Origin of the sequence: Mesorhizobium sp. M0276 (genome assembly GCF_040321755.1) — a bacterium.
Classification (GTDB): Bacteria; Pseudomonadota; Alphaproteobacteria; order Rhizobiales; family Rhizobiaceae; genus Mesorhizobium.
Genome location: NZ_JAMYSC010000004.1, coordinates 161,516 through 183,268 on the forward strand (window position 1 = coordinate 161,516; position 21,753 = coordinate 183,268).

Consider the following 21,753-nt stretch of genomic DNA (forward strand, 5'->3'; position numbering starts at 1 on the left):
GATTGCCGCTGTACTCTTGCGCATTCGCTCCTTGAGGCGCGACGGCGGCGATCCCGCGGTCGGAGACGCGCCTTGTCGGCGTTATTTTCTGGGGACCTTCATGAAGACTTCCGTTCTTGGACTGATCACCGCCAGCCTGCTCGCCTGTGCCATTCCGGCCGGGGCCGCCGGGTTGGCCGGAGCGCCGGCGCCCTTCGACAAGGGCGGCGTGAAGGTGGCACTCGTCACCTTCATCTCCGCCGGCGATTTCTTTCAGGCCTACCAGGCCGGTGCGACGAAACAGGCGAAAGCGCTCGACATCGATCTCACGGTCTTTTCCGGCCGGCAGGATGCGGCGGCACAACGTGACCAGATCGAACAGGCGATCAATCTCGGCGTCCAGGCGATCATCATCGACCATGGCCAGCCGGAAGCTTTAAAGGATGTCGCGCAGAAGGCCCTCGACGCCGGCATCAAGGTTGTGGCTTTCGACGTCGATCTCGGCAATCCGAAAATCCCGCAAGTCGAACAATCCGATCACGAGTTGGCCAAGGCGTCCCTCGGCCAGGCCCTCAAGGACAACGGCACCTCATTCCAGGCGGGTTATGTCTACGTCGCCGGTTTCGCGCCGCTCGACCGTCGCAATGAAATCTGGGAGGAGACCAAGAAGGCCAATCCCGGGATCGTCGAGAAAGCCCGCTGGGGAACGGTCAATGATACGACCGCGGTGTCGACCGCCGACCAGACCAAGGCGGCGTTCCAGGCCAATACCGACATCAGCGTCGTCTTTGCCCCCTATGACGAGTTCGCGCGCGGCGTGAAACTCGCCACCGATGAGCTCGGCATCTCGAACAAGGTGAAGATCTATTCGGCCGATGTGTCGACCGCCGATATCACCGAGATCACCGCGGAAGGCAGTCCATGGGTCGCCACCGCGGCCACCAACCCGGCCGTCGTAGGCGCCGTTTCGGTGCGGGCGGCGGCAAAGCTGATCGCGGGAGAGGATCCCGGCCACAACATCGTCGTCAGGCCGGTCCTGCTGACACAGGAGGAGCTGCGCAAGAACGGCATCAAGACGATCGAGGATCTCGATGCCAAGTTGCCCGCTTTTGGTCAGAGCGACGCAGCGACCGCAAGCTGGATCCCCACCAACTGACCTTTTCTCCCCTCCCTCGTTTCGCCGCGAAGGAGGGGAGATAACGCCTGTGCCGGCGTGAACTATCGTTTCTTTCCCAGGCCGAACGTCAGCGCCAGAGCGCCAACCAGCACGACGCCCTTGACGAAATCTTGCGTGTAATAGGGCGCGTTCAGCATGGTGAGGCCGTTCAGGAGGACGCCGACGAAGATTGCGCCGGCCACAGTGCCGATCACATGCGGGCGACGCTTGTCGAGCACGGCATATCCGATCAGCGAGGCGGCCACCGCATCGAGCAGGAGCGAGTTGCCGGCTGAGACATCGCCTCGGCCGACACGCGAAGCGACGATCAGACCTCCCAGCGAAGCAAGAGTGCCGGACAGGATATAGGCCCAGAGCCGGTATGCCTTGGTCGGCGCGCCGGATAGATGCGCGGCCGTTTCGTTGCCGCCGATCGCATAGAAGACGCGGCCCCAGCGCGTACGCTCCATCAGAAACCAGGCGAGGACGGCGACGACCGCCATGACCACGACAGACAAGGGGATCGTGTCGAAGAGCCGCGACCGGCCGAGGATCAGGAAGGCTGGATCGTAAGCGCCAGTGACCGATGAGCCGTCGGGAAGCACCATCCCGGCGGTGATCGAGCGGCCGCCTGTCGGGATCAGCTGCAGGCCGGCGAGCAGGAACATGGTCGCCAGCGTGGCGAGAAGATCGGGGACGCCGACACGCACGATCAGCAGCCCGTTCAAGAGGCCTATGAAGGCGCCCATCAGCAGGACCAGCACCATGGTCTCAGCCGCGTCCAGCTGCCAGACGACCATGGCGTAGCTCGCCGCCATCACTGACGAGGCGGCGATACTGCCTACCGAGAGATCGAAGCCGTCGGCCGACATTGTGATCGAGACCCCGACGCCGAGGATCGCCACGACAGAAACCGCCTGCAGGATCGAGAACAGGTTGGCCGAGCGGATGAAGGCGGGCTGTGCATACCAGAAGCCGATCACCATCAGTGCCAGCAGCACGAAGAGCGCGTAGCGGCGCGTCTCCCGAAAGAACGATGTGCGCGGGGCGGCCGGTTGCTCGGTCGTCAGGTTCGTCATCGATGATCTCCGGCCTTTTCGCTCTCGACCTTGCCGATCTGGTCTGTCAGCGAGCCATGGCCGTCACCGGCCTCGTGAAGTGAATGATCGCGCATGACGAGGATGCGGTCGGCAACCTCCAGTGCCTCTTCGGTGTCGCTTGTCGCGATCAGCGTGGCGGAATCGCTCTGGCTGTTGCGGATAGCGGCGATCAGGTCGGCACGCGCGCCGACGTCGACGCCTTGGAAAGGCTCGTCGAGCAACAGCAGCCGGCAAGGTGCCGCTTGCCAGCGGGCGAGCACGACCTTCTGCTGGTTGCCGCCGGAAAGCTCATCGAGTGTGTCGTCGGGTCCGCGCGCCTTGATGCCGAGCCGGGCGATCGCCTCGGAGGCGACCTTGCGCTCGCGCGCGGCCCGCAGCAGACCGCTGGGAAACCAACGCCGCAGATGCGGCAGGGCGATCGTGCCGGCAATCGAGGCGCCCGGAATCTCGGCTGGCAAAAGCGACGATGCCCAGCGATCTTCGGCGACCATGAAGACGCCGTTTTCGATCGATCGCGCCGGTCCGTTCGAAAGCCACGGTTTCCCATCGAGCACGAAGCTGCCCTGCGCCAGCATTTCCAGGCCGAAAAGCGCGCGCAGCAGCCGGCTCTTGCCCGAGCCGAGCGTGCCGGTCAGCGCGACGACCTCGCCGGAGCGCAGGTCGAGATCGAAAGGCCGCGCACCGGGAATCAGCCGCGCGCCCTTGATGGAGGCGACGATCGGGGCCGTCGATGTTTTGCCGTCGTGGATAGCGGCTTCCAATGTTCGGCCGATCATGGCCGCAACGGCGGCAGGGAAATCGATCGGCTTAGCAAAAGCGCCGACGATGCGGCCGCCGCGCATGACGACGGCGCGGTCGGCGATGGCGGCAAGGTCGCCAAGCCTGTGCGAGATGTAGAGGATTGCCATGCCGCCGGCCCGCAGCCGCCGGATGATGGCGAAGAGCCGGTCCGCTTCCGTGGCCGAGAGGCTGGATGTAGGCTCGTCGAGAATGAGGACCGAGGCCTTGGCCGCTACGGCGCGGGCGATGGCGACCAATTGCCGTTCCGCCGGCCGCAGATCGACGAAGTCGCGGTCGAGCGGCAGGTCGAGATCGATCAGCGCCGCGATGGCGCGCGCACGCCTGCGGATCGACGCGGCCGAGACGAAGAAGCGCCCGCCGGGCTGGCAAAGTTCATCGAGCAGAAGATTCTCGGCGACCGTCAATCCAGCGGCGCCGGCCTGGTCCGTCGCCTGATGGACGGTCGCGATGCCGGCAGCCTTGGCGGCGCTGGGCGAGGCGAAGGCGACGAACCTGCCGCCAAGCGTGATCGTTCCCGCGTCGGGCACATGTGAGCCCGAAAGGATTTTCACCAGCGTCGACTTGCCGGCGCCGTTGGCGCCCATCAGCGCCACCACCTCCCCGGCCGCGACGGCAAGATCGGCTCCGGCGAGCGCGCGCGTCGGCCCAAAAGATTTCTCGATCCCGGCGACAGCGACGGCAATGGGGGCGGCGGTGAGGGACAAGTGGTTCAGCCGGTTATGGATTGGGTGAGAACTGAGAAAGGCAGGCAAGCCAACGGGCACGGTCGCGCCTGTCAACCGCCATATTCCATGATTGCCAGCCCGGCATTGTAATCGAGCGAATAGATGATGCCATTGGCGTCGACGAACACGTCGGTCGACTGGATCACTCGTGGCCGGTTCGGACGCTTGTCGACCATGCGGCTGGGAGCCGGCGGTACCAGCGCTCCTGTCTCCTTCGGCCGATAGGGGTCGGAGATGTCGAAAACGCGCACCCCTGCATTCTGGTAGGTTGCAAAGATCAGCGTGTCGGACACGAAGCTGCCCGGTCGGTTCTCATGCAGATTGTGCGGGCCGAAATGTCCGCCCTTGGCAGTGTAGTCGGTTTCATCCGGGGTCGGCAGCGTCGAGATCGAAATCGGGTTCGCCGGATCGCGTATGTCGAAGATCCAGGTATGCTTGCGCCCATCCTCCTCATGGTCGAGCACGGCCTCGTCGGCGACGACGAGCAGACCGCGCTTGACCAGCGGTAACGCCGAATGCGTGCCGCCTCCATAGGGCGGCGACCAGTTCTTGTGGGTGATCAGCTTCGGCAGGGCAGGGTCCGCGACATCGAGGACGGTCAGCCCGCCGTCGCGCCAGCAGGCATAGGCGGTGTCGCCTTCGACGACCGCATGATGCAACGCGTAGCGTCGGCCGTCGGGCCAGCCCGGTGTCTCGCCGCCGGCGAGATGCATGCGGGGTATCCACCAGCGACCGGCCTCGACGGGCCGTGTCGGGTCTTGAAGGTCGACAGTGAGCAGAATGTAGTCGCTGTAGCCGTCGAGAAGCGCCGACACATAGGCGTAGCGCCCACCGACATACCAGATGCGATGAATACCGATGCCATCGACCGGGAAGAAGCCGATCTGGCGAGGCTGCGTTGGTTTCGAGATATCGTAGATGGCCATTCCGGCCGACCAGGTCCGCGCCGAGCCCGAACCGGAAGCGGTGCCGATCGTCTCGCCGATCGACTTGGTGTAGTAGACCTTCTCATCGAAGGCGAAAGCAGCATCGGCGAACAGATCGCGCGCATGGACGACCAGCAACAGGTCTTCATGCGTCTGCAGATGGATCGTCCAGGTATTCGGTGGCGCCGGCACGAACACGGTCCCGCCCGGATTCTTGGGATCGCGCACATCGATGATGGAAAAGCCCTGCGACCAGGGATGCGCGACATAGGCGAAGCCCCGATGCACCATCACCTGCAATCCGTCCGGCCGCCCACCCTGATCGGAATGACCGATCAGGCGCATGTTGCTGAAATAGTCGGGGGTTGGGACAGAACTCATGATCGTCTTTCGCAAGGTCAGACCGGCGCCTCCTGCCTGTCGGAGTGGGTGGAGGCGCAGATGCGGTCGCCGTCGGGCATTCCAGCCTGATCATCCCCGGTCAGGCCGGGGATGATTGTTCGGATTGCTGATTGTCTGAAGGAAAATGTCGGATTTCAATTGGACGCAGGTATCCAGGGTGCTTTTGCCGCGTCGCTGTCCTTGAAGGCCGGGAACTTCGCCTGCAGGTCCTCGATCGTCTTGATGTTGTTGTCGACGAGATCCTTCCTGGTGACGAGCGTCGGCTGGATCAGCACGGAATGGCCGGGATTCTGTCCGGCGATCAGCTGGGCAAGTGTACGCACCGAAGCCTCGCCGACCACGGCCGGATTGGTTGCCGCCGTCGCCACCCACGGGCTGCTCGGTTCGAGAATGGCCTGGATGTCCGAGGTCGAGATGTCGACGCCGTAAATCTTGACCTTGTCGGCAACGCCAAGCTCGTCGATGGCGAGCTTCACGCCACGAGCGAATTCGTCCCATGGAGCGAAGACAACCGAAAGCGTTGGGTTAGCGGTGAGCACGGCCTTGGTCTGGTCCGCGACCGAAGCGGCGACGGTGTCGTTGACCACGCCCCAGGTGGCGACTTCCTTGATGCCTGGGTACTTCTTGCCGAAATCCTTCCAGACCGCGTAGCGGCGATCGAGCGGCGCGAAGCCGGCGACATAGAGGACGCCGCCATCGAATTTCTGGCCCTGGTCCTTGACCGCCTGGTCGAGCACGAGGCGCGCCATGTCGGCGTCGGACTGTTCGACCTGCGGGATCTTTGGATTGTCGAGATTGGTGTCGTAGGCCACCACCGGAATGCCGGCGTCAAGCGCCGCCTGTGCGACGTCCTTGATTGCTTCGGGCTGGCCGTTGTTGATGATGATGCCTTGCACGCCGAGATTGATCGCCTGCTGGATCAACTGTCGCTCGGTGTTGATGTCGTTGCGCGCCTGCGAGATGTTGGCCTCGATGCCAAGCGCGTCGGCCTGTCGCTTCACGCCGGCCTCGAATGCCTGGAGCCAGTCGCCGGAGCCGAGGAAGCTGACGACGGCAATCTTGACGCCGCCCTTGTCGAAGGGAGCTGGTGCGCCGGATATGCCCTGCGCCGAAGCGGCGGTGACGAGACTGGCGATGCCAGCGACGGCCAGCGAAAGAAGATGCTTGATCATGTGGAGACCCCTTTGGAATTGGCGGCATTCTAGGGAGGGGGATCATCGCTTCCGAGAACGCTCGTTGCGAGTTTTTCGCATCCCGGAGCATTTCCGCTTCGCTTCCTTTCGGTCTTTTAGCAAATGAAGGCGACCTGGTGCGGGGCATTCGCTGTCCGGGAAACAGAATTGTTCCAACGCGAGCATCCTTGCTCTAAAGGACGCGCAGGAATCCTGGATCAGATGCGCATGAGTGAACCGGCAGACCCTTCGGAAACGCAACAGGTGGACGACGCGCCGCCACGGCGGCGTGAGCCGGTGTTCAACCTGCCGCCGGTGGTGCTGGCGGTGATCGGCATTTGCGTCGCCGTCTATCTGCTGCAGCAATATGTGCTGAACGAAGCACAGCAGATGCTATTGCTGTACGACGGGGCTTTCATCCCGGTTCTCTACACCGGACAATACGGCTTCGACTGGTTCCTGTTTTCCCGGCCGTTCACCTATGCGTTCATGCATGGTGGCTTTGCCCATATTGCCATCAACATGGTCTGGCTTGCAGCCTTTGGCTCGCCGTTGGCAAATCGTTTGGGCACGCTCTGGTTCGCGCTGTTCTTTGCCGTAACCGGGCTGGCTTCGGTCGCGCTTTTCTGGGCGATGCATCCTTATGGAGAGGCGCCGCTGGTCGGTGCCTCGGGAGCCATATCAGGCATGATGGGAGCTGCGGCGCGGTTTGGTTTCCGCACCGATCGCTCGGCCGGCAAGGCTGCCTTCGCCGGTCCTGTGCTGCCGATCGCATTGGTATTGCGCTATCGCGGCGTCGTGATCTTCCTCGCCGTGTGGATGATCATCAATCTTGCCACCGGCCTGCTTGGCTTTGCCCCGGGTGTAGAGGGCCAGATCGCGTGGGAAGCCCATATTGGCGGCTTCGTCGCCGGCTTCTTCGGCCTGCGCTGGTTCGACAGGCGGTGGCAGGGGCCGGAATGGGAGAACACCGACCTCCGCACTTGAAATGCAACCGATCACGGCGCACGATATTCACTCTTATGTGAAAGCCGGTCAGGCTGGAACCGGCGGCAAAAAGCAGAGGAGGAAGCCATGACGGTGAAGGCAATTCTCGAGAAAAAAGGCCATGATGTGTTGACGCTCGGGCCGAACGAAAAGCTGAGCGAAGCCATTCGCATCCTGTCCGAACACAGGATCGGCGCGCTGGTCATCACCAATGGTGACCACAAGATCGTCGGCATTCTTTCCGAGCGCGACATTGTGCGGGTTCTGGCCAAGGAAGGCGGTGCCGCGCTCGATATAGCGGTGCGTTCGGCAATGACGCCAAAGGTGAAGATCTGCAACGAAAACCACACCGTCAACGAGGTGATGGAAATCATGACCCGAGGCCGTTTCCGCCATCTGCCGGTGGAAAAGGACGGCATGCTCGATGGCATCGTGTCCATCGGCGACGTGGTCAAGCGACGCATCGAGGATGTCGAGCGCGAGGCCGAAGAGATCAGGGCCTATATCGCCACCGCCTGAGCGGTGGAGGGAACCGCCGGCCGGAGCACCGACCGGCGGAGCCGTATCTACCTGTTGTCGAGTTCGCAACGGACGAGTTCCAGCCCACGCCGGGTGATGCGGTAGGGTCCACCGCCCGACGAAGAAACGGCCTTCTTCCGCTTCAGCTTTCGAAACATGTCGAGATCGACGCCCGGATAATGCCAGCCGTCACGGGTCAGGCATTTGACGGAGGCGATCCGCTTTTTCTCGTTCTTTTCGATTTCAATGCGTCCGCCCTGCGCGAGCAGGTGCAGAATGCGCTGTTCAATGCGCGAAATATCCATGGGGGAGTTTCCGGGAAAACAAAAAATGCCGCCGCCGCGAAACTTCACGGCACGGGGTTTCAGGTTTTCTGCCCTGCCTCGCTAGGAGGTCAGGGCCTTACCGGGACTGAGCGTAAGTGGACATCCACTCTCCATTGGGATGGGGCGTCCTATAGGCGAAAGCGGCTGAAAAGGCCAGTCCGTGGCTTTGCGCTTGTCTCGTTGAACGGTTTGCACTAGCGAAGTTGCACACCAAAATATGCGTAAACGCATAATCCGTAGTTCCAATACGCAGGCCACAATGTCCCTTATCGACACCCGCACGCCCGACGCCAAGCGCCTTGTTTCCGGTGCCACCGGCGACTGGGAGATCATCATCGGTCTCGAGGTCCACGCGCAGGTCACCTCGGAAGCAAAGCTGTTTTCCGGCGCCTCGACCGCCTTTGGAGCGGCACCCAACGCCAATGTCAGCCTGGTCGACGCGGCGATGCCGGGCATGTTGCCCGTCATCAACGAGGAATGCGTCAAGCAGGCGATTCGCACCGGCCTTGGGCTGAAGGCGCAGATCAACCACAAGTCGGTCTTCGACCGGAAAAACTACTTTTACCCCGACCTGCCGCAGGGCTACCAGATCTCGCAGTTCAAGCAGCCGATCGTCGGCGAAGGCACGGTGATCGTCTCGGTCGGTCCCGATCGCCAGGGCGAATTCGAGGACATCGAGGTCGGCATCGAGCGGCTGCATCTGGAGCAGGATGCGGGCAAGTCGATGCATGACCAGCATCCGACCATGTCCTATGTCGACCTCAACCGGTCGGGCGTGGCGCTGATGGAGATCGTCTCGAAGCCGGATATGCGCTCGGCCGACGAAGCCAAGGCCTATGTCACCAAGCTGCGCACCATCGTGCGCTATCTCGGCACCTGCGACGGCAACATGGACGAAGGCTCGATGCGTGCCGACGTCAACGTCTCGGTACGCAAGCCGGGCGGTGAGTTCGGCACGCGCTGCGAGGTCAAGAACGTCAATTCGATCCGCTTCATCGGCCAGGCCATCGACTACGAGGCACGCCGGCAGATCGCCATCCTCGAGGACGGCGGCAAGATCGACCAGGAAACGCGGCTGTTCGACGCCGTCAAGGGCGAGACCCGTTCGATGCGCTCGAAGGAAGAGGCGCACGACTACCGCTATTTCCCCGATCCGGATCTTCTGCCGCTGGAATTCGACCAGGCGTATGTCGATGCGCTGGCCAGGGAGTTGCCGGAACTGCCGGACGACAAGAAGGCGCGGCTGATTTCGTCTCTCGGTCTTTCGACCTATGACGCCTCGATCCTGGTTTCGGAAAAGCCGATCGCCGACTATTTCGAGAAGGTCGCCGCCGGCCGCGACGGCAAGCTCGCCGCCAACTGGGTCATCAACGATCTGCTCGGACAATTGAACAAGGCCGGAAAAGGCATTGAAAACGCTCCGATTTCGCCTGATCAGCTGGGCGCGGTCATCGATCTCATCAAGGATGGGACCATCTCCGGCAAAATCGCCAAGGACCTGTTCGAGATCGTCTGGACCGAGGGCGGCGATCCGCGCCAGCTGGTCGAAAGCCGTGGCATGAAGCAGGTCACCGACACCGGCGCCATCGAGAAGGCGGTCGACGAGGTCATCGCTGCCAACCCCGACAAGGTCGAGCAGGCGCGCGCCAAGCCGAGCATGGCGGGCTGGTTCGTTGGCCAGGTGATGAAGGCGACCGGCGGCAAGGCCAACCCACAAGCGGTCAACGATCTCGTCAAGGTCAAGCTGGGCATCGAGTAGGGCCGTGTTCGTCCGCACCGCCGGGGAGCGCGACCTTGCTGCCGTGCGGACGCTGTTGGTCGAGACTTGGCATGCGACCTATGACGCCATTTACGGCGCTGCCAAGGTGACCGAGATCACCGATGAATGGCACTCGATTGCCTCGCTTCGTTCGCGGCTGACACGGCCGAATTCGGAGTTCCTGGTGGCCGATGACGGCAAGCGCATCGGCGGCATGGCTTTCGCCGCCGCCACCGCGGATGCGAAGGTCATCCTGTTGAACCAGCTTTACGTCCATCCGGACTGCCAAAGGCGCGGCATCGGGCAATCGCTGCTCGACGAGATCGAGGACAGTTTCCCGGAAGCGCAAGTGCTGCGCGTCGAGGTCGAGGAGGCCAATAGCGGTGCCATCGCCTTCTACCGATCGAAAGGGTTTCTGCCCGTCGGCGCCGCGGCGGAATCCCGCGACAGCTCAAGGCCGACGATGCTGAGTTTTGAGAAGCCGCTCGGCTAGATCGGCGTGTCCGGTCGCCAATTGTCTCGCGTTTTTGATTTGACCTGCCGCCGCAGGCGTATCAACGCTGCTTGAGCCAGCGTCCGCATCCAAGGGCGCGACGGCGAGGGGGGAAATTTATGCCGAGCTTGCCGGAACTGATGCCGACACAGGTGTCGGACGAGACCTTTGGTGGCGTCACCTATCATATAGCAGGCGAACTCGTGCCGGTGCTCTCGGTCGATGTGACGCGGATGCCAGTCTATTTCGAGCACCACATCCTTTTGTGGAAGAATTCCACTATCACCATCGGTCTGAAGTCGCTGAAGGGCGCGTTGAAGCGCATGATGGCCGGAATGCAGATATTCGTCACCGAGGCTTCGGGGGCGGGCATCATTGCCTTCAGCCGCGATGGGCCGGGCCACATCGTGCCGATCCATCTCCAGCGTGGCGACGAGATACAGGTGCGCGAGCACCAGTTTCTCGCCGCGACCGGCAATGTCGAGTACTCTTTCGAGCGTGTGCGTGGCCTGGCGACGATGCTGTTCGGACAGAGCGGCTTTTTCATCGACCGGTTTCGCGGTGATTCCGGGGACGGCATCGTCTGGCTGCACGGCTATGGCAATGTCTTCGAAAAGACGCTCGCCGCCGGCGAGACCATCGACATCGAGCCTGGTGGCTGGCTGTTCAAGGATGTTTCGGTCAGGATGGAAACCAAGATCGATCGCCTGTCGAGCGGCTTCTTCGGTGCCAATATGAACTTTATCGTCAACCGCTTCACCGGACCGGGCCGGATCGGCATCCAGTCGATGTATCTGCATATGCCGAGCGAAGAGTAGTTCGAGCATGGCGGCAGCGATCCGGACCTGCGTCATCCCGGCGTTTGCTGTGCCGGCTTACGACGGATATGCAGTGACATGACCAAACTGTCCCGCATTGCCGCGCTGACGCTGCTCGCCATCATCGTTTTCGCAACCTTGTCGCCGATCCAGATGCGGCCGCACTTCGCTGAGGCAAATGTCGAGCGCGCCTTGGCTTACATACTGTTGGGCTTCGCCCTGGGGCTCGGCTTCCCCAACCGACTTTATCACGTGGTGATCTTCGTGGTTGTGACCGCCGGCATGTTGGAACTGCTTCAGATCATCGATCCCGGTCGCCACGCGGAGCTTGCCGATGCAGTCGTTAAGGCCTGTGCTGGTATTGGCGGCATCGTCGTAGGGCAGTTGCTCGTCAGGAGCAGCAGACGATTAGGAGAGCCGTAGAAAACCGCTGCGCCGAAGCAGCAAGACTTCGTATCGAGCTATGTAGACGGGATCTCCACATTGTCGATCAGCCTGGTCTTGCCGAGCCAGGCCGCCGCGAGCAGGCGCCCTTCGCGGTCCCGACGCCATGGCGCGAGCGTCAGGCTTTCGCGTGCCTCGACATAATCGACCTTCTGGAAACCGGCCGCGATCAGGGCACGGCTGGCCTCTTCGGTTGCGTGCCCCTGGGCGGCACCTGCCGCCAAGGCTACTGCCGTGTCGCGCAATATCACGTTGAACTGGCGGGCGATCATCAGTTCGGTCTCGCCGAGATAGGCATTGCGTGACGACATGGCGAGACCATGCGCGTCGCGGATCGTCGGTGCGCCGATGATTTCGACGGGCAAGTCGAGGTCGCGGCAGAGCTGCCTGACGACGCAAAGCTGCTGGTAGTCCTTCTCGCCGAAGATCGCATAGTCGGGCGTTGCCTGCAGCAAGAGCTTTGCCACCACGGTGGCGACGCCGTCGAAAAAGGTCGGCCGAAAGTCCGCTTCGAGCCCGGCCGAGGGGCCGCCGACCGAGATTCTCGTGGCGAAGCCGGAGGGATACATCTCGCCAACCGTCGGCGTGAAGGCAAGGTCGGCTCTCGCCATTCCGAGCCGGTCGACGTCGCGGGCGAGCTGGCGCGGGTACTTGTCGAGGTCTTCGGTCGGCGCGAACTGTGTCGGGTTGACGAAGATCGACACGACGCAGCGCTCGGCTCTCTCAAGCGCGATCCTCACCAGCGAGATGTGCCCGTCATGCAGTGCGCCCATGGTCGGCACCATGGCGACGCGAAGACCGTCGTGCCGCCAGTCGCGGATTTGCGCGCGAAGTGCGGCGACGCTGTCGACAACGAGTGGCCGGCTCATGTGTCGTCCCTGCTGTTTGTCGCCGAAAAGACATGTCCGGGGCCGGGGAATGCCCGGCTTCGCACCTCCGCCGCATAGACTTCAGCCGCATGCGAGATCACGCTGCGCAGATCGGCGTATTCCTTGACGAATTTCGGCACCCGGTCGACGGTGAGCCCGACCATGTCGTCGATGACCAGGATCTGGCCGTCGCAGTCGCCGCTGGCGCCGATGCCGATGGTGGGAATGGCGATGCGGCCGGTGATATCGGCGGCGACCGTCTCGACCGTGCCTTCGATGACGACAGAGAAGGCGCCGGCGCTTTCGACGGCAAGCGCATCGCGAAGCAAAGCCGCAACAGCCTCCTCGGTGCGGCCCTTGATCTTGTAGCCGCCGTCCTTTTCGACGGATTGTGGCTGCAGGCCGATATGTCCCATGACCGGAATGCCGGCGGCGACGATGGCCGCGATCTGCCCGAACATGTCGACGCCACCTTCGAGTTTCACCGCTTGGCAACCGGTTTCGCTAACAACGCGTCGCGCCGAAGCGACGGCTTGCGCCGTCGTACCCTCATAGCTGCCAGCCGGCAGGTCGACGACGACACAGGCCTTGGCCGAACCGCGCATCACCGCTTGCCCATGCGCGATCATCATCTCGAGTGAGGCTCCCAGAGTCGTCTTGTGCCCGTGCAGCACCATGGCGACGCTGTCGCCAACCAGAAGCAGATCGACATGGTCGTCGAGCAGACGGGCGATGGGGTAGGTGTAGGCGGTCAGGCAGACGATCGGCGTGCCGCCCTTGCGGCGGCGAATCAGCTCGGTGCTGATGCGGATGTCGGTGGTCGGCAATTCCGTGGCCAATCTTCACCTCCTTTGGCCTGCTGCCGGCTTGGATACCCGCAAGGCGCGCGCAGAGCTTTAGAAAGACCGCAACGGCTTGGCAAGCGCGCATCCCGCGACGGAGGAGATCACCGGCTTGTGTCGCGTTTGGCAAGCCAATTGGGCGTTCCCCGTGGCAAAAGCCTTGCCTTCGCCAAGGGCTGACGCCATAAGCAGGAAACGGCCTGCCGGCGCGAGGGTTCTAAAGATGAAGACTTTCCTGACGCAGTTTTTCACCTGGTGGAACAGCCAGACGCTGGGAACGCGCCTGCACACCTGGCGGCATGGCAAGAAGGTCGGCCAGGACGAAGCAGGCAATGTCTATTACGAAGGCGGTATCGATTCGGAAGGCCGCACGCGCCGCTGGGTCATCTACCGCAACTATTCGGAGGCCTCAGCCATACCGCCCGGCTGGCACGGCTGGATCCATCACCGCGTCGATGTCGCGCCGGCAAGCGAAGACTACAAGCCGCGCGACTGGCAGAAGCCTCATCAGCCCAACCTGACCGGCAGCCCAGCTGCCTATCGCCCGAAGGGCTCGGTGCTGACCAATCAGCATCGCCCGCAGGTTACTGGCGACTACGACGCCTGGACACCCGGATCGTAGCTATAGGGTGCAGGACGGTCCTTTATCGCCACAATTGGTGTTTAGCTGCTTGCTGATCAGAAAACGGCGACTAGCCTTGGCGATCGATAGTGTCGCCCGGGCGCGAACCACCGGTACCATTGCATGAGCTTTTTCAACCTGACATCGATGGGCGGTATGATGCTAGCCGCCGGTCTTGGCGTTGGCACGGTGGCGTTTGCCGCCTCGCCTGAACCCGCCGCACCGGCGCCGGCACCGCCCGCGGCGTCGGAGCGGGTCACCAATCCCGTCGCCGAGTTCGCCGGCATCGACAAGATCACCGGCCGCATCATCACTTTCGATGTCTATATCGACGAGACAGTGCAGTTCGGTGCCTTGCAGGTGACGCCACGCGTTTGCTATTCGCGGCCGCAGAACGAAGAGCCGAGGACAGATTCCTTCGTCGAGGTCGACGAGATCACGCTCGACCGCAAGATCCGCCGCATCTTCACCGGTTGGATGTTTGCCGAAAGCCCCGGCCTCAACGCCGTCGAGCATGCCGTCTACGACGTCTGGCTGAAGGAATGCAAACAGAAGTCGGATGTCCCGGCGCCCGACGGCGCCAAGGCTGACGCCACCAAAGCCGACGCTTCGAAGCCCGCCGCAGCCAAGCCGAAACCTGCGGCAACCCCGGACGCGACGGAGCAGGACCTGACAGCGCCGGATGTGACAGAACCGGATGTGACTGAGCCGGACGCTTCGGATCCCGATTCGACCGACGCCAACTGATCCACCGGAACCGTCCCGGTCACCAAGCGTTGGGCCACGGAAGACTGCGCATCTATGCGTAAGGAGGATCTTCCGATGTCAGCCAGCAAGCGCATCACGGCCAGCAAGGCAGAATTGCTTGAGCTCGAAAAGGGGTTCTGGACAGGCGACGCGGCCTATTATGCCGCCAATGCCGACACCGAATGCCTTGTAGCATTTCCGCAGATGGCAAAGGCGATGGATAATGCCGATCTCGCCAAGACCGCAACCAAACCCAATCGCTGGCGCGATCTGAACATCGACCTCAAGGGAATTATCGAGCCGGGCAGCGACATCGTCATGCTGACTTACGAGGCGCACGCGACACGTGAGAACGGGGAGCCTTACGCGGCGCTGGTCAGCACTGGCTACGTCCATCGCGCCAATGGCTGGAAGATGATGTTCCATGCGCAGACGCCGATCGAAGTCGGGGCTAATCGTCAGGGGTAGAATACGGCCTCGCCCTTGAGCGCATCGGCCAGCATCTTCTCGTATTTGCCGCGCGGCACGTCGACCGCGCCGAAGCGCTTGAGGTGCTCGGTGGTGAACTGCGTATCAAGTAGCGCGAAGCCCCGCGCCTTCAGGCGCTCGACGAGATAATAAAGGCAGATCTTGGAAGCGTCGGTCTCCCTGGCGAACATGCTCTCGCCAAAGAACACCCGGCCGAGCGACACACCATAGAGGCCGCCGACCAGCCGCTCGTCGCGCCACGCCTCGACCGAATGACAATGCCCTATCCGATGCAGTTCGACATAGGCTTCGCGGATCGGCGCATTGATCCAGGTCGACCGGCGCTCGGCGCGCTTCTCGGCGCAACCGTCGATCGTCGCTTCGAAGTCGAAATCGAAACGGATGTCGAAAGGGCTCTTCTTGATCGCTTTCCTAAGGCTTTTCGGTGTGTGGAAATGGTCGAGCGGTATGATGCCACGCGTCTCCGGCCGTACCCAGAACACTTCCGGGTCGCCGGCACTTTCGGCCATCGGGAACACGCCCGACGCATAGGCCTTGAGCAGAAGGTCGGTGGGAATGCGATAGCCGGGCGCGTAGGGACGGGTCATCGCGTCTCCGCGTTACTCTTCCTCGGCCAGATATTTTTCCAGCCAATGGATATCATACTCGCCATTGGCGATGTCGGCATTGCCGACGAGATCGCGAAACAGCGGCAACGTCGTCTTGATACCGTCGACGACGAATTCGTCCAACGCGCGGCGCAGGCGCATCATGCACTCGACGCGGTTGCGCCCATGCACGATCAGCTTGCCGATCAGGCTATCGTAATAGGGCGGGATCTTATAGCCCGAATAGACGCCGGAATCGACGCGTATGCCCAGGCCGCCCGGTGTGTGGAAGTGCGTGATCGTGCCGGGAGACGGCGTGAAGGTACGCGGGTCCTCGGCATTGATGCGGCATTCGATGGCATGGCCGTTGAACTTGATGTCCTCCTGCCTCACCGAGAGGCCGCCGCCGGAGGCAACGCGGATCTGTTCGTGCACGAGGTCGATGCCGGTGATCGCTTCCGTCACCGGATGCTCGACCTGCAGGCGCGTGTTCATCTCGATGAAATAAAACTCGCCATCCTCGTAGAGGAATTCGATCGTGCCGGCGCCGGAATAGCCGAGATCGGCGATGGCTTTGGCGCAGATACCGCCAATTCGAGCCCGTTCTTCGGCGTTGAGGGCCGGTGAAGGAGCCTCCTCCCAGACCTTCTGGTGGCGGCGCTGCAGCGAGCAGTCGCGCTCGCCGAAATGCACGCCGCGGCCAAAGCCGTCGCCAAACACCTGCACCTCGATATGGCGTGGTTTTTCCAGGTACTTTTCGATGTAGACGGCATCGTCGCCGAAGGCCGCTCCAGCTTCGCTGCTCGCTGTCTGCAAGGCGATCTCAAGTTCAGCCTCGGTAAGGGCGACCTTCATTCCGCGCCCACCACCGCCTGCGGATGCCTTGATGATCACGGGATAGCCGATCTCGGCGGCAATGCGCCTGGCCTCCTTTTGATCGGTGACCGCGCCGTCCGAACCGGGCACCACCGGAATGCCGAGGCGTTTTGCAGTTCGCTTGGCCTCGATCTTGTCGCCCATGATGCGAATGTGGTCGCCGGTCGGGCCGATGAAGGTAATGTTGTGCGCGGCCAGGATGTCCGCGAATTTGGCATTCTCGGACAGGAAGCCGTAGCCCGGATGCACTGCGTCGGCGCCGGTGATCTCGCAAGCCGCGACGATCTGATGGATGTTGAGATAGCTGTCGCGCGATGGCGGTGGGCCAATGCAGACGCTCTCGTCGGCGAGCCGCACATGCATGGCGTCGGCATCGGCAGTCGAATGAACTACCACCGTCTGAATGCCGAGTTCCTTGCAGGCACGCAGGACCCGAAGGGCGATTTCGCCGCGATTGGCGATGAGGATCTTCTGGAACATCAGGTCCGCTCTACTCGATCACGACGAGCGGCATACCGTATTCGACCGGCGTCGCATCCTCGAAAAGGATCGCCGTCACCGTGCCGGCGCGCGGCGAGGGGATCTGGTTCATCGTCTTCATCGCCTCGATGATCAGCAGCGTCTGGCCTTCCTTGACTTTCTGGCCGACTTCGATGAACGCCTTGGCGTCGGGCGACGGTGCCAGATAGGCAGTGCCGACCATGGGCGAGGTGACCGCGTTCTTCGACACGTCGGCCACCGCCGGGGCGGCGGCCATAGCGGCTGGCTGGGCTGTTGCCGGCGCATAGGCCGGCTGCGGTGCTGCGATCGCGTGAACGGCGGGCGCCTGGCGTGAGACGCGCACCTTCAGGTCGCCCAGCTCGACCTCGATCTCCGTGAGATTGGTGTCGTTCAGTATGCCCGCCAGATCGCGGATCAGCTGCTGGTCAACACCGTTCTTCTTTATCGACATTTTCGAGCCTTCTGTTTGTTGGCCGGTCATAGGCGTGCGGCCAGCGCCTGCAGCGCCAGCGTATAGCCGAGCGGCCCAAAGCCACAGATCACGCCGACGGCAACCGGCGCGACCATGGAGACGTGGCGGAATGGTTCCCGCGCATGGATGTTGGAAAGATGGACTTCTGCCACCGGCAACGGCGCGATAGCGCGGATGGCGTCGTGGATGGCGATCGAGGTATGGCTGTAAGCGCCAGGATTGATGACGATTCCGACAGCCTTGTCGCCGGCTTCCTGAATCCAGTCGACAAGGTCGCCCTCGTGATTCGACTGGCGGAAATCGATTTCGAGTCCAAGGGCCGTACCGGCCTGCTTGCAGTCTTCGGCGATGGCGGCAAGCGTCTTGCCGCCATAGATGCCAGGCTCGCGCTTGCCGAGCGCGTTGAGATTGGGACCGTTCAGGACGAAAACCGTTTTCAAAAAAGCCGACCTTTTCCGGCGCTGACATCAAGTCGACGCGCTGGGCCCTCTATAATGGGCATACCCGCCCGCGGAAAGAGCGCAAGTGCGTTCTTTCACTGTCCACAACAGGCGGAAATGTGCCCGTGAGAAATAGGTTGGTAGCAAGATCAGAGGGCGGCTTTCGCCGCCTCGATCTTTTCGGCCAGCACTTCCTGCCCAAGCGCCCCGAATACCACCTCGTTGCCGACGACATAGGATGGCGTTCCGGTGATCGCCAGCTTGCTGGCAAGATCGTAGGTCTTGGAGAAGGCCTCGGTGATTCTTGGGTCCTTCATTTTCTCGCGCAGCGTTGCTTCGTCGGCACCGAGCGACAGCGCGACCTTGATGGCCGCCGCCTCGGTGGCACGTCCCTGGCCTCCGAGCAGCGCATTGTGGAACTCGCCGTATTTTTCCGGGTGCATCAGATGAAAGGCCATCGAGACGACGCTCGCCTTCTGCGAATCCGGTCCGAGGATCGGGAATTCCTTGAGCACGAAGCGCAGGTCCGGATCGGATTTGGTCAGCGCCCTCATGTCTTCGATGGCGCGTCTGCAGAAGCCGCAATTGTAATCGTAGAACTCGACGATGGTGACCTTGCCGTTCGGATTGCCGACAACGCCATCGAAAGCGGAGTTGAATATCTGGTCCTTGGCGTTCTTGATCACGCCGAGATGAGCGATGCGCTGCTCTTCCTTCTGCTTGGCCTCGAGCGCGTCCTGGACCTCCAGAAGGACTTCCGGGTTCTTAAGCAGATAGTCGCGGATGATGCCTTCCACCTCGCTGCGGTCGATCTTGGTGTCGGCCGCTACCGTCTCGACGGGCTGCGTCGTGCCGGCCTTGGCAATCTGCGGGCTTCCGGCCACGAATCCCAAAGCCAGCATGGCCAACGCGACCGCAACCCCCGTGGTGCTCAGCAGCAGTGCCTTTTTCATCGTTCCGTTCCTTCTACCTGTTTTCCGGCCTGGCTGTGTCGCAGCGCGTGGCCGGAAGGTTCACTTGATCTTGGTTGATGGCTTGTAGTTTATGATATCCTGGGCGCGAAGCCAGCGCGGCTCGCCGCGCTTCATCTCTTGCTGCGCCCGCATGGCGAAAATCTTGGCATCCTTGTAGTTGCCGGAATAGAAGTGACCTTCGGCGGTGGCGAGTTCGGCGCCCGGAATATCACCCAGCTCGCCATAGGCTTGCGCCAGATAACGATATCCGGCCGAATTTTCCTTGTCGCGCTCGAGGCCATTGTTGATCTGCACCACGGCTTTTTTCAGCGAGTCGGGCGTGCCGACGGCCATCAGCGCCTGGCCAAGGGATACAGGCAGCAATCCGGACCGCGCAGGATCGAGGCTGACCGCCTTCGCATAGGCCTCGGCCGCATCCTTGGGCTTGTTTGCCTTCATCAGGATATCGCCGCGCAGTTCCTGGAAATAGGCGTTCTTCGGCTGCGCCTTGATCAATGCATTGGTCTTGGCGAGGGCGGCGGCAATGTTGCCGAACAGGTAGGTCGACTGAGCGTCGCCGTACTGTGCGGCCAGTGTTCCCTGCATCTTTCGCATCAGCCGCGACGCAGCCGCCTGGCCATCCATGTAGACGGCGATCTTCACCCGCATCATGTCGTGACGCTGCTGCAGGGCGGGAGGGTCCAGCCTATCGACATTGGGGCTCTGTTTCACCAGCAGGTCCAGATTGGAGATGCGGTCCTGCGGCATCGGATGGCTGATCCGGTAGGGATCGACCTGCGCTCCCGAAAGCGACAGCGCCGTCTGGAAGCGGCGGAAGGTCTTGAGCATGCCCATGCCGGACTGGCCGGTGGCGTTGAGATAAGTGATCGCCGAGCGATCGGCCGTCATCTCCTCGGTGCGCTGATAGGCGAGGATGCTGCGCTGTGCCATCTCGCCGCCGCCGGCCGCCACGCCCATGCCGGCGCCGGCAAGGCCGCGGCTGTTGGTGGTCGCACCGGCGACCATGGCGCCGGCGCCAAGCAACGTCGCGATGATGGCCATCGTCTTGGCGCGTTCGAGCTGGTCGCGCAGTTTCTGCTGGTGACCGCCGGCGATATGGCCGGCTTCGTGGGCAATGACGCCGATGATCTCGTTGGGCGTCTCGGCCGTCATCAGCGCACCGGTGTTGATGAACAGCCGGCGCCCGGTGACGAAGGCGTTGAAGCTCTGGTCGTTGACCAGAACGATGTCGATGCCGTCATTTGACAGCCCCGCCGCCCTGAAGATCGGCCGTGCGTAGTCGCGCACCAGCGCTTCGATCTCGGCGTCGCGCACCACCGGCACGTTCTGGGCGAAGGCGCTGACCGAACTTGCCGCTGCGACCGCAACGCCAAGCGAAAGCGTCGCGAAGACGCGCGCAGTCCGGGCAATCGTCGATCTGGGTCGGCTCAACATGATGGCTCCACTGGTAGACGAGCGGGCGAAAGATGAAAAGTCGGCGCAGGAAACTTCCTCAACTTGTGATCCTCACATCAATCGGGCAATTGTGCGGCGTATGCGTCAGGGGCTTGGCGCGCTTGGTCGGGAACAGGGATAAAATGGTCGTTTCGCTCTCACGCCGTGGCAATGTCGAGCCCTTCCATGCCATGGACATTCTGGCCGAGGCAAACCGGCTGAAGGCAGCAGGCGTGCCGGTTGTTTCGATGGCCGTCGGCCAGCCTTCCGATCCCGCACCGGTTCTGGTTCGCGCGGCCGCGGCCAAGGCCTTGCAGGACGGACGCATCGGCTACACCGACGCGCTGGGACTGGCAGGTTTGCGCAAGGCGATTGCCGAACACTATGCCGATCACTACGGGCTCGATATCGAGCCCGGCCGGATCGCCGTGACCACGGGATCGTCGGCCGCTTTCAACCTCGCTTTCCTGGCGATGTTCGATCCAGGCGATCGCGTCGCCATCGCGGCTCCCGGCTATCCTGCCTATCGCAACATCATGGCAGCACTCGGCATCGAGGTGGTCGAGATCGAACTCGGCGACGCCGCCTACCTGCATGCCGACCACCTGGAAACGGCGCATCATGAAAAGCCGCTGAAAGGCGTGCTCTTCGCCAGTCCGGCCAATCCGACCGGCGCGGTCATACCGGCCGATGACCTGGCGGCGCTGGTACGGACCGCCGAGGAACTTGGCATCGCCGTGATCTCGGACGAGATCTACCACCGGCTGGCCTACGCCGCCCCCGACACCACGGCGCTCGCCTATGGGGATAGCGTGACGGTGATCAATTCCTTCTCCAAATACTACTGCATGACCGGCTGGCGCATCGGTTGGATGGTGCTGCCCGAAGATCTGGTGCGACCGGTCGAGCGTGTCGCCCAGAGCCTCTACATCTCGCCGCCGGAACTTTCGCAGATAGCAGCGATCGAAGCGTTCAAGGCGATCGAGGAGCTGGAAGCGGTGAAAGCCCGCTACGCCTGGAATCGCGAGCTGTTGATGAAACGCCTGCCGGAGCTCGGCTTTCCGCTGGCGGCACCCATGGACGGCGCCTTCTATGCCTTTTGCGATGTCACCCGGCATACCAATGACAGCATGGCCTTCGCGCGAAAGATGCTGGCTGAGGCGCATGTCGCGGCAACCCCCGGCCGCGACTTCGATACCCAGGCGGGACATCGAACCATGCGCTTTTCCTATGCCGGCAGCCACGACGACATGGTCGAAGCGATGGCGCGCATTGAACGCTGGTTGAGGTAGC

General features: G+C 62.5%; 24 protein-coding genes. 11 read left to right on the forward strand and 13 right to left on the reverse strand.

Annotated elements, in window-relative coordinates; translation table 11 throughout:
- The first annotated feature begins 100 nt into the window (after positions 1–100).
- Positions 101–1,135 (forward strand): substrate-binding domain-containing protein, encoded by a 1,035-nt coding sequence (locus tag NKJ01_RS05495; protein WP_352726679.1) that lies wholly within the window; start codon positions 101–103, stop codon positions 1,133–1,135.
- A gap of 62 nt (positions 1,136–1,197) precedes the next feature.
- On the opposite strand, the gene NKJ01_RS05500 is transcribed toward NKJ01_RS05495, so the two are convergent.
- From NKJ01_RS05500 to NKJ01_RS05515, 4 genes are all read right to left on the reverse strand, one after another.
- Positions 1,198–2,214 carry an ABC transporter permease gene (locus NKJ01_RS05500; RefSeq protein WP_352726681.1) on the reverse strand — a complete coding sequence of 339 codons (1,017 nt, stop codon included), beginning with the start codon at positions 2,212–2,214 and terminating at the stop codon, positions 1,198–1,200.
- Positions 2,211–3,740 carry a sugar ABC transporter ATP-binding protein gene (locus NKJ01_RS05505; RefSeq protein WP_352726683.1) on the reverse strand — a complete coding sequence of 510 codons (1,530 nt, stop codon included), beginning with the start codon at positions 3,738–3,740 and terminating at the stop codon, positions 2,211–2,213. Before NKJ01_RS05505 ends, NKJ01_RS05500 begins: the two co-directional genes overlap by 4 nt.
- A 71-nt stretch (positions 3,741–3,811) precedes the next feature.
- A complete protein-coding gene (locus tag NKJ01_RS05510; RefSeq protein ID WP_352726685.1) occupies positions 3,812–5,068 on the reverse strand; it encodes an LVIVD repeat-containing protein in 1,257 nt (418 codons plus the stop codon).
- A gap of 155 nt (positions 5,069–5,223) precedes the next feature.
- Positions 5,224–6,261 carry a substrate-binding domain-containing protein gene (locus NKJ01_RS05515; RefSeq protein WP_352726687.1) on the reverse strand — a complete coding sequence of 346 codons (1,038 nt, stop codon included), beginning with the start codon at positions 6,259–6,261 and terminating at the stop codon, positions 5,224–5,226.
- Between the two features lie 228 nt (positions 6,262–6,489).
- Between NKJ01_RS05515 and NKJ01_RS05520 the strand changes: the two genes are divergently transcribed.
- Positions 6,490–7,248: a rhomboid family intramembrane serine protease gene (locus tag NKJ01_RS05520; RefSeq protein ID WP_352726688.1), complete on the forward strand. Its 759-nt coding sequence runs from the start codon at positions 6,490–6,492 to the stop codon at positions 7,246–7,248.
- Between the two features lie 87 nt (positions 7,249–7,335).
- On the forward strand, positions 7,336–7,767 hold the full coding sequence (locus NKJ01_RS05525; protein ID WP_023759403.1) for a CBS domain-containing protein: 432 nt from the start codon (positions 7,336–7,338) through the stop codon (positions 7,765–7,767).
- A gap of 47 nt (positions 7,768–7,814) precedes the next feature.
- On the opposite strand, the gene NKJ01_RS05530 is transcribed toward NKJ01_RS05525, so the two are convergent.
- The gene (locus NKJ01_RS05530) at positions 7,815–8,072 is read right to left on the reverse strand and encodes a YjhX family toxin (protein WP_352726735.1); all 258 of its coding nucleotides are present in this window, start codon (positions 8,070–8,072) and stop codon (positions 7,815–7,817) included.
- A 280-nt stretch (positions 8,073–8,352) separates the two neighbouring features.
- Here NKJ01_RS05530 and gatB point away from each other — a divergent pair, with 280 nt between their 5' ends.
- From gatB to NKJ01_RS05550, 4 genes are all read left to right on the forward strand, one after another.
- Positions 8,353–9,852 carry an Asp-tRNA(Asn)/Glu-tRNA(Gln) amidotransferase subunit GatB gene (gene gatB / locus NKJ01_RS05535; protein WP_352726690.1) on the forward strand — a complete coding sequence of 500 codons (1,500 nt, stop codon included), beginning with the start codon at positions 8,353–8,355 and terminating at the stop codon, positions 9,850–9,852.
- Between the two features lie 4 nt (positions 9,853–9,856).
- Positions 9,857–10,345 carry a GNAT family N-acetyltransferase gene (locus NKJ01_RS05540; protein ID WP_352726692.1) on the forward strand — a complete coding sequence of 163 codons (489 nt, stop codon included), beginning with the start codon at positions 9,857–9,859 and terminating at the stop codon, positions 10,343–10,345.
- Between the two features lie 119 nt (positions 10,346–10,464).
- Positions 10,465–11,163 (forward strand): AIM24 family protein, encoded by a 699-nt coding sequence (locus tag NKJ01_RS05545; protein WP_352726694.1) that lies wholly within the window; start codon positions 10,465–10,467, stop codon positions 11,161–11,163.
- Between the two features lie 78 nt (positions 11,164–11,241).
- Complete coding sequence (locus tag NKJ01_RS05550) at positions 11,242–11,586, forward strand: VanZ family protein (RefSeq protein ID WP_352726695.1); 345 nt, start codon at positions 11,242–11,244, stop codon at positions 11,584–11,586.
- A gap of 38 nt (positions 11,587–11,624) precedes the next feature.
- Here the strand turns inward: NKJ01_RS05550 and panC are convergent, their stop codons facing one another.
- Positions 11,625–12,476 carry a pantoate--beta-alanine ligase gene (panC, locus tag NKJ01_RS05555; protein ID WP_352726696.1) on the reverse strand — a complete coding sequence of 284 codons (852 nt, stop codon included), beginning with the start codon at positions 12,474–12,476 and terminating at the stop codon, positions 11,625–11,627.
- Positions 12,473–13,315 carry a 3-methyl-2-oxobutanoate hydroxymethyltransferase gene (gene panB, locus NKJ01_RS05560; protein WP_352726698.1) on the reverse strand — a complete coding sequence of 281 codons (843 nt, stop codon included), beginning with the start codon at positions 13,313–13,315 and terminating at the stop codon, positions 12,473–12,475. Before panB ends, panC begins: the two co-directional genes overlap by 4 nt.
- A gap of 226 nt (positions 13,316–13,541) precedes the next feature.
- Between panB and NKJ01_RS05565 the strand changes: the two genes are divergently transcribed.
- The 3 genes from NKJ01_RS05565 (at position 13,542) to NKJ01_RS05575 (ending at position 15,155) form a co-directional block, all read left to right on the forward strand.
- Entirely contained in the window at positions 13,542–13,940 is a 399-nt protein-coding gene (locus tag NKJ01_RS05565; RefSeq protein WP_023759395.1) for an NADH:ubiquinone oxidoreductase subunit NDUFA12, read from the forward strand.
- A 123-nt stretch (positions 13,941–14,063) separates the two neighbouring features.
- Positions 14,064–14,687, forward strand: a complete 624-nt coding sequence (locus NKJ01_RS05570) for a DUF2155 domain-containing protein (protein ID WP_352726700.1) — start codon at positions 14,064–14,066, stop codon at positions 14,685–14,687.
- Between the two features lie 75 nt (positions 14,688–14,762).
- The gene (locus tag NKJ01_RS05575; RefSeq protein ID WP_352602510.1) at positions 14,763–15,155 is read left to right on the forward strand and encodes a hypothetical protein; all 393 of its coding nucleotides are present in this window, start codon (positions 14,763–14,765) and stop codon (positions 15,153–15,155) included.
- Here NKJ01_RS05575 and aat read toward each other — a convergent pair.
- The 6 genes from aat to NKJ01_RS05605 form a co-directional block, all read right to left on the reverse strand.
- Positions 15,146–15,763: a leucyl/phenylalanyl-tRNA--protein transferase gene (gene aat / locus NKJ01_RS05580; protein WP_023759392.1), complete on the reverse strand. Its 618-nt coding sequence runs from the start codon at positions 15,761–15,763 to the stop codon at positions 15,146–15,148. The two genes, NKJ01_RS05575 and aat, sit on opposite strands and share 10 nt — an antisense overlap.
- 12 nt (positions 15,764–15,775) lie before the next feature.
- Complete coding sequence (accC, locus tag NKJ01_RS05585; protein ID WP_023759391.1) at positions 15,776–17,119, reverse strand: acetyl-CoA carboxylase biotin carboxylase subunit; 1,344 nt, start codon at positions 17,117–17,119, stop codon at positions 15,776–15,778.
- A 10-nt stretch (positions 17,120–17,129) separates the two neighbouring features.
- A complete protein-coding gene (gene accB / locus NKJ01_RS05590) occupies positions 17,130–17,591 on the reverse strand; it encodes an acetyl-CoA carboxylase biotin carboxyl carrier protein (protein WP_023759390.1) in 462 nt (153 codons plus the stop codon).
- 26 nt (positions 17,592–17,617) lie between these two features.
- Positions 17,618–18,052 carry a type II 3-dehydroquinate dehydratase gene (gene aroQ / locus NKJ01_RS05595; RefSeq protein ID WP_352726703.1) on the reverse strand — a complete coding sequence of 145 codons (435 nt, stop codon included), beginning with the start codon at positions 18,050–18,052 and terminating at the stop codon, positions 17,618–17,620.
- Between the two features lie 149 nt (positions 18,053–18,201).
- Entirely contained in the window at positions 18,202–19,005 is an 804-nt protein-coding gene (locus tag NKJ01_RS05600; protein ID WP_352726705.1) for a DsbA family protein, read from the reverse strand.
- A gap of 60 nt (positions 19,006–19,065) precedes the next feature.
- On the reverse strand, positions 19,066–20,460 hold the full coding sequence (locus NKJ01_RS05605) for a M48 family metalloprotease (protein WP_352726706.1): 1,395 nt from the start codon (positions 20,458–20,460) through the stop codon (positions 19,066–19,068).
- A 143-nt stretch (positions 20,461–20,603) separates the two neighbouring features.
- Between NKJ01_RS05605 and NKJ01_RS05610 the strand changes: the two genes are divergently transcribed.
- Entirely contained in the window at positions 20,604–21,752 is a 1,149-nt protein-coding gene (locus NKJ01_RS05610; RefSeq protein ID WP_352726708.1) for a pyridoxal phosphate-dependent aminotransferase, read from the forward strand.
- Position 21,753: the final 1 nt, after the last annotated feature.